Origin of the sequence: Zoogloea sp. (assembly GCF_028689785.1) — a bacterium.
GTDB lineage: Bacteria > Pseudomonadota > Gammaproteobacteria > Burkholderiales > Rhodocyclaceae > Zoogloea.
The window spans coordinates 59,224-66,513 of sequence record NZ_JAQVCN010000023.1 but is presented as its reverse complement, the minus strand read 5'-3'; the positions used below and the strand labels follow the sequence as shown (position 1 = coordinate 66,513).

8 protein-coding genes are annotated in these 7,290 nt (G+C 62.3%); 4 read left to right on the top strand and 4 right to left on the bottom strand.

Annotation, left to right across the window (positions count from 1 at the left end; all coding sequences use genetic code 11):
• The first annotated feature begins 341 nt into the window (after positions 1-341).
• From PHI64_RS12050 to PHI64_RS12040, 3 genes are all read left to right on the top strand, one after another.
• Positions 342-896, top strand: a complete 555-nt coding sequence (locus PHI64_RS12050) for a hypothetical protein (RefSeq protein WP_299882948.1) — start codon at positions 342-344, stop codon at positions 894-896.
• Positions 897-1,073: 177 nt separating this feature from the next.
• Positions 1,074-1,340: a type II toxin-antitoxin system ParD family antitoxin gene (locus PHI64_RS12045; protein ID WP_299882946.1), complete on the top strand. Its 267-nt coding sequence runs from the start codon at positions 1,074-1,076 to the stop codon at positions 1,338-1,340.
• Positions 1,341-1,631: a type II toxin-antitoxin system RelE/ParE family toxin gene (locus tag PHI64_RS12040; protein ID WP_299882944.1), complete on the top strand. Its 291-nt coding sequence runs from the start codon at positions 1,341-1,343 to the stop codon at positions 1,629-1,631. It abuts the gene before it with no gap.
• Positions 1,632-1,743: 112 nt separating this feature from the next.
• Here PHI64_RS12040 and PHI64_RS12035 read toward each other — a convergent pair whose 3' ends face one another.
• Both PHI64_RS12035 and PHI64_RS12030 read right to left on the bottom strand, forming a co-directional pair.
• A complete protein-coding gene (locus PHI64_RS12035; protein WP_299882942.1) occupies positions 1,744-2,841 on the bottom strand; it encodes an ABC transporter substrate-binding protein in 1,098 nt (365 codons plus the stop codon).
• A gap of 515 nt (positions 2,842-3,356) precedes the next feature.
• Positions 3,357-3,782: a copper chaperone PCu(A)C gene (locus PHI64_RS12030; RefSeq protein WP_299882956.1), complete on the bottom strand. Its 426-nt coding sequence runs from the start codon at positions 3,780-3,782 to the stop codon at positions 3,357-3,359.
• Between the two features lie 236 nt (positions 3,783-4,018).
• On the opposite strand from PHI64_RS12030, the gene PHI64_RS12025 reads away from it, so the two are divergent.
• Positions 4,019-4,321 (top strand): DUF1232 domain-containing protein, encoded by a 303-nt coding sequence (locus PHI64_RS12025; RefSeq protein WP_299882940.1) that lies wholly within the window; start codon positions 4,019-4,021, stop codon positions 4,319-4,321.
• Here PHI64_RS12025 and PHI64_RS12020 read toward each other — a convergent pair.
• Together PHI64_RS12020 and PHI64_RS12015 are read right to left on the bottom strand one after the other, a co-directional pair.
• Entirely contained in the window at positions 4,308-5,027 is a 720-nt protein-coding gene (locus PHI64_RS12020) for a response regulator transcription factor (protein WP_299882938.1), read from the bottom strand. The genes PHI64_RS12025 and PHI64_RS12020 overlap by 14 nt on opposite strands.
• A 16-nt stretch (positions 5,028-5,043) precedes the next feature.
• Positions 5,044-7,107 carry a PAS-domain containing protein gene (locus PHI64_RS12015; protein WP_299882936.1) on the bottom strand — a complete coding sequence of 688 codons (2,064 nt, stop codon included), beginning with the start codon at positions 7,105-7,107 and terminating at the stop codon, positions 5,044-5,046.
• Between the last annotated feature and the right edge of the window lie 183 nt (positions 7,108-7,290).

Sequence of the window (7,290 nt, the reverse complement as noted above, 5' to 3'; positions counted from 1 at the left end):
GAGGCAAAAACGGGGCTACACCGCAGGGAAAGGCGGCGTTTGCTCAGCGAAATTGAATCGAATTGGGTCGCGATCATCGTTGCGCGGCGGAATTCATTGAAAACCTCGGGTTATTCGAGGTGCCCAGATCATCGGGTTCTTCAGTGAGTAGTTTGCCAGGCCAACCCAATTCGGTTTCTGCCCCCCATTCAGGCGTGCCACTCACAATTCCCGGGCACGCTTTCTGACACAGAGCAGCGAGCACATCAAACGGATTAAGAATCTCTTTTTTAATCATTCAGGCAGACCTACCGCGGCCAGCCGGACCACTCCTATCACTTCAGACTTCAGGAATAAAATTCGTGCGCCATTTACTGATCGGTATGCTCACACTGTCGTTATCAGGCTGCGCAGCTCTTACCTACACGGAACCACAAACGGGGAGTCGGGCCAGAGTGAGATTTGTAACAGACACGGCCTCCCCATCTGTATTGAAAGTGTATGACGGAGATGATTGCTCTGGAGCTGAACACGAGTGGATGCGCCTGCGTGTCGGCGCATTGCTAAGAGGATCTGTAAAGCGATTGGGGATGCCTCTATGGAATTATCACGACAACGCCGCAAAGGAAGTCTACGTATCGAACGACAAACCTCTATATGCAATGTTCTGGGGGAACGAAATAGAAGGCAGCATCCATTATCAATGCGGCGTCCCTCTTAAAATTCAGTTCCAAGAAAACAAGGACTACGAGGTCAGGTACCGCTGGAACAGATCGCAGTGCACAGTGATCTTCTCAGAGATCCTGAAGAATGATGCTGGCGAGCACTTCGCGCAAGAAAAGGAAATCTTCAACAACAAGACCACCGCAAAAGACAGCGGTTGCCAAAAGCAGTTTACGCGACTTAGATTCGATTGATGATGCATCCGGCGGACCACCCTTGGTCAAACTACCGGGCCAATGCCGAGGGTGATGCGACCGAGCAAGCGTGCTGAACCAGAGCCCGGAGCCTTACCTGATGGGTGACACCAGGGTGAATGTCAATCTTTGACATAGCCTGATAGGATGGCAGCTCTTGATCAGGAGGCGCGAATCATGGGCATGAACGTCAACCTCACCCCTCAGCTTGAGGAGATGGTGCGAGCAAAGGTCAGCTCCGGCCTGTACACATCCGCGAGCGAGGTCGTTCGGGAGGCACTCCGCCTGATGGAGGAGCAGGACCGTATGCGGGAGGCGAAACTGGAGGAGCTGCGTCGCGAAGTCCGCAAGGGACTGGAGAGTGGGCCGAGTGAAGCCTGGGACGCCGCGGCAGTGAAAAAGAAGGCGCGCGCTCAAAAAGCAGCCAAGTCGGACGCTGCGTAAATGGCGCGCGTCACGCGTCGCCCCCAGGCAGAAGCCGACATTCTCGATATCTGGAGCTACATCGCAGAGGACAGCGTTGTTGAAGCAGATCGCTGGGTCGATCGCCTGGACGAGAGCCTGACCCTGTGGGCGACTCAACCTGAGATGGGACGGGCTCGTGATGAGCTGTCACCCGGGATCCACAGCCTTGCTTTCGGCCGGTACGTCGTTTTCTTCAGGCCCCTGCCCGACGGAATTGATGTTGTCCGGGTTCTGCATGGGTCCAGGGATCTCGACGAGCAGTTTCGGTAATCGACAGGGGAAACTGTATGCAGCCCCCGGCTTTTCCCAGGATTTCCCCTTGGTCTAGCGCTGAAACCAGCCTGACGCCTCTTGATCCGGGCGCCTGAACCCGTTTGCTGCCTTAAACCGCCCAGCTTCCGTCCGAGCGCAGCATGGACAGATCAACGTACTTCGACCCGGCATGGTTGCCGGGAGAAAACTTCACCCGATAGCCGCCGACATCGACATTGGTGTTGTTGAGCGCCGTCAGCAGCCCATCCGGACCGTTGGCACGCTTGAGCACATCCGTCATGACCTTGGCGGCAATAAAGCCCTCCAGCGCGACCGGTGTCACCGCGGTGCCGGCCGGGAGCATTCTGGCGAATTCGCTGAAGATGCCTACGCCCTTGAGCGGTACCACCTGGCTGACCATTACCCCGGTTTTGTCCTTGCCCAGCGCATTGGCCAGCGAAGTCGGGCCGACAAAACTGATGCTGGCGAAGCTGGCCGGGCTGCCCATGGCCCGCGCCTGTTTGATGAAGGCGGCAGCCGTACCATAGGTGGACACAATCACAACGAGATCCGGACTGGCCGGCAGGATGGCCTTGAGCGCAGCCTCGACATTGGCCGAGTTGCGTTCGACCGTAGCTGTCGCCACGACCTTCGCCCCCCGACTGCCAAGCGCCTTGACCACCCCGTTGAGCCCCGCCTGACCATAGGCATCGTTCTGATAGACCACGGCAAACTTGCGTTGAAAAAGGTCCCAGAAATGCTGAACCAGATGCTCCGTCTCCTCGAAATACGAGGCGCGAATATTGAAAATGAGCGGATGGTTCGGACTTCTCAGCGCTTCGGCCCCGGTAAACGGGGCGATAAACGGGAGATTGGCCTGCTCGAAAATGGGTTTGGCCGCCAGCGAAGTCGGCGTGCCGACATAGCCGAACAGCGCCGCGACGTTCTTTTTGACGAAGGCATCGGTATTGGCCTTCGTCCGCTCAGGCTCATAGCCATCGTCGAGCGTCTCGAGGCGAATGTTGCGCCCGCCAACCCCGCCTCTGGCGTTGACGTAATTGAACCAGAGCAAGGCACCATCCCGCATTTCGATCCCGAGATCCTTGGCCGGCCCGGAGAGAGGAGCCGACTGACCGAGGACGATATCGCCCGGAGCGGCCAGCGTCCTGCGATTGGCCAGCGTGAGGGAAAGCAGTGCCCCCGCATTGAGAAACTGACGACGATTCATGATCTACCCCGAAATCTGCAACAGAACGATTCCAACAAAGGCCCAAGGCATTCCATAGCCATATCTGGCAGAGGCTGCCAGAGCTGCGGCATATTTGATCCTAGAAAGGCGCCCAAGCGGAAAATAAAACAGGGTTCAGACCACTGGCGGGATGCAGGACGGCGGCAAGCCGCTTATCGGGAACGGCTCCGGCACGAGTTGGAGCCCTGCCTGGTCAATCAGCGAGCGCTCTGCCAAGGAGATTGAGGCGGCCGTTGGCCGCAGAGCGATGCGCCCATGGCGTTCCGTTGTGTGACGCAAGGTCGGCCGGGTCTCGCCCCGGCGGGCGACTCTCCCGTGGTGTCGAATTCATTCGACCGCGGACGGTGGTGAGCGGCATGTCGATGATTCAACGCACCGAGGTCGAATGAATTCGACCCCACAAAAGGAGACGCCCGGCAGGCACCGCCGGACGGGACGAACGCCTGCTGTGATGTCATGCCCGATGCCATGGGAGCCAGGGCGCCCCCAGGGCATCAATGGTGGTGCTTGTGGTCCATCGGCGCGGCCGCGGTCAGGTCGCGCACCTCCGCTTTCACCTCCACGTTCTCGACCTTCTTGTCCTTGCCTTCGATCTTCAGGGTGATGGGCACCACTTCGCCCTTGGAGAGGGGCTTGTTCAGGTCGATGAGCATGACGTGGTAGCTGCCCGGCTTGAGTTCGACGGGCTTGCCCGGCTGGATGTCGAGGCGCGGCACGGCACGCATCTTCATCACGTTGTTGTCCATGACCATCTCGTGCAGCTCGACGACCTTGGCGGCGGGGCTGGCCACGCCGACCAGAGTGACGCCGGCCTTGCTGCTGAGTTGCATGAAAGCGCCGGTGGCCTTCTGGGCCGGAACGGTACCGCGCACCCAGGGCTCCTTGATTTCCAGGTCGGCGGCCAGGGCTGCGCTGGCCATCAGGCTGGTCAGTGCCAGGGCGGCGATCTTGTGCGACTTGCTCACGATGGACTCCTTGAATTGAACGGTCAGCAGCTTAACGCGACGCGGCCCCCCGGGCGATGCGGCGGCGCCGGCTGCGACCTTTTGCCGCGGAAAGCCCGCATGAAACGCATGCTTACAAAGCCCGGGGGCACTTCTGCCCTGATTGCCCCCTCTGAGTGGCTGTCCTTCACCCCAGTTGGGAGATCGCTGCCATGTTCAAGAAGTTTGCCGCCCTGTACGCCCTGATCCGCAAGGACGCCGCGGTGCTGTGGTACGCCCTCCGCCACCCGGCCCGACCGGCATGGCTGCGACCGTCGGTAGCCATGATCGCCCTGTACCTGTTGTCGCCCATCGATTTGATTCCCGATGTGCTGCCGGTGTTCGGCCTGGTGGACGATCTGGTGCTGATCCCCCTGTTGGTGTCGTGGCTGGTGCGCATGCTGCCCGATGCCCTGCGCCGGGGCCACGCCGACTACGCCCGGACCATTGACGTGGTGCCGGTCAGGACCAGGTAACGGTGGCTGCCAGCAGGTAGCCGGCGCCGTACACCGTCTTGATGAGCTTGGCGTGCTGGGGGTTTTCCTCGAAGCGCCGACGCAGCCGGGAGATGCGCAGGTCGATGCTGCGGTCCAGAGCGGATACATCGCGCCCGCCGAGCAGTTGCTCGCGGGTGAGGATGTGATTGGGATGGGCCAGCAGCACCGACAGCAACTGGGCTTCGGCGGTGCTGAGGGTTTCCTGCTGGCCGGAGGGGTTGGTGAGGGTGTTGCTGCCCGGCTCGAAACGCCAACCGGCAAACTCGGCCACCCGCTGGGCTGGGTCGGCAGGCAGCACCACTGGCCCCGGGTAACGGCGCAGGATGCTGCGTACCCTGGCAATCAGCTCGCGGGGCTCGAAGGGCTTGACCACGTAGTCGTCGGCCCCCAGTTCGAGGCCCATCACCCGGTCGTAGATATCGCCGCGACCAGTGACAACCAGCAGGCCGCAGGTGTGCTTGCCGCGCATCTGTTGCAGCACGGCCATGCCGTCCATGTCGGGCAGGCCCAGGTCGAGGATGACCAAGTCGGGCGCCCGATGGCGGAGGCCATGGAAAAAGGCCTCGGCGGTACGGAACAGCTCGGATCGATAGCCGAATTTCTCCAGGGTGTCGGCGATGAGGCGGGCAATGCCTGCCTCGTCTTCGACCACATAGATGAGCTCGGGGCTGCGGGTGGTAAGCATGGCTGTGGAGCTTGGCTCAAGCGCCCAGCGGACGCAAGGCCGCCAGCAACTTATCCCGACTGAAAGGCTTGGCCAGCAGGGGCAGTTCGAGGGCTTCATCAAGACCGCCGACGTGGGATTCGGCAAAACCGCTCATCAACACCATCGGCAGATCGGGCCGGAAGCGCCGCACGAAGCGCGCCAAGGCGTGGCCGTCCATCACACCGGGCATCACCACGTCGGAGATGACCAGGGCAATGGCCGGGATGTTCTCCACCATATCGGCGGCCTCTGCGCCATTTTCGGCTTCGACCACGGCGCAGCCCAGCTCGGCCAACTGCATGCGCACCACGCTGCGCACGTCGGCATCGTCCTCGGCCAGCAGCACCAGCTTGCCGGCCAGATCGGCGGCATTCACCTCGCGCCCGGCCGGCAGCAGGGCCTCGGGCGGGTCTTCCTCGACCCGCGGCAGCAGCACCGCCACCGTCGTGCCCCGGGCCTGGCGGCTGCGGATGCGCACGCCCCCCCCCGACTGCTTGGTGAAGCCATATACCATGGACATGCCCAGGCCGCTGCCCGTGCCGAACTGCTTGGTGGTGAAAAAGGGTTCGAAGACCCGTGCCAGAGTGCTGCCATCCATACCCATGCCGTTGTCGCTGACGGCGATCTGCACGTAATCACCGGGGGGAACCTCCAGGTCGGCAGCGGCATGGATGCTGAGGTGTTCAAGGGAGGACTCGATGCGCAGCTCCCCGCCATTGGGCATGGCGTCACGGGCATTGAGGGCCAGGTTGAGCAGTGCGTTTTCGAGCTGATGGGCGTCCACCATGGCCACCAGATAGGGCTCCCGGCTGGCCGTGCTGACGGCAATGGTGCTGGGCAGGGAGCGGCGGATGAGCTTGGACATGCCGAGGATCAGCTCATTCACCTCCACCGGCTTGAGCTCAAGGGGCTGGCGCCGGGCAAAACCGAGCAGGCGACGGATCAGCTCGGCGCCCCGGTTGGCGGCATGCATGGCGGGCTCGACGAAGTTCTCGGTGAGGGGATCGTCGGGGTGGTTCTCCTTGAGAGCCACCAGGTTGCCGATGACCACCGTAAGCATGTTGTTGAAGTCATGGGCGAGGCCACCGGTAAGCTGGCCGATGGCCTCCATCTTCTGGGCCTGGGCCAGGGCGGCTTGGGTACGGCGCTGTTCGGTCACGTCCACCGAGTGCACGTAGCAGCCGAGCACGGTGCCGTCAGGGGAGATGTCGGGCACCAGAGTGCTGCGGGCCCGCGCCGGGCTGCCGTCGCGGCCAGTCAGCTGGTACTCGTAGGTGACCCGCTCGCCGCTGAGGGCCCGCCCCACGTCCGGCGCCACTACCTCGAAGACCTCCTGCCCGGTGACATCCTGGATATGCCGCCCTGGCACCTGGTCGGCCGACCAGCCGAACCACTCGGCGTAGCCCTTGTTGGCGTAGCGGTAAGTCCAGTCCCGATCGAAATAGGCGATGGCGGCCGGAATGGCATCGGAGATCTCGCGCAAGCGCTGCTCGCTGCGGCGCAGGGCCTGGGTGATGGCCTTGTTGCTCTCGATAGCGGCAGTCAGCTCTTCGTTGGCCCGGGTCAGGGCCTCGGTACGGGACTCGATGTGCTCCTCCAGCTCGGCCTGGTGGCGGGCGATCTGCTCGGCGGCCCGTCGCTGCTCGGTGATGTCGGTATACACGGTGATGAAACCCTGATGCGGCAGGGGGAAGCCCCGAATGGAGAGAATGCGCCCGTTGGGACGGATGCGCTCGGTGACATGGGGCTGAAAGCTGCGGGCGCGGCCCACACGCTCGGCAACCTGGGCCACCGGATCGCCGGGGCCGTAGTCGCCCCGCTCGGCGTTGAAGCGGATGAAGTCCTCGAAGGACACTCCGGGGCGCGCCAGGTTGTCGGGAAAATCCAGCAGACGCAGGAAGGCCGAATTCCACGCCACCATGCGCAGGTCGGCATCGAACACGGTCACCCCCTGATCGAGCAGGTCTAGCCCCGCCCCCAGCATTTCCTGGTAACGCCGTTCGAAGGACAGGGTCTCACCTGCGCCCCCCCTCCCGGCCGGTTCCGGATGTCCGTTCATTGCCGCTCCGCAGACTGGTTTTCTGGCACGGATTCTAGCCACAGCCGGCCCCCCCGAAAGGAGCCGACAAAATTCAGTACATTTTCACCAAAGTTCCGACAACTTTGTTTGCGAATCTTCGCCCCGATCCCCGGCATTCCGTCACGGACGCCTTAAAGGGGAAGGCCCCAGAGCCACCGCTTC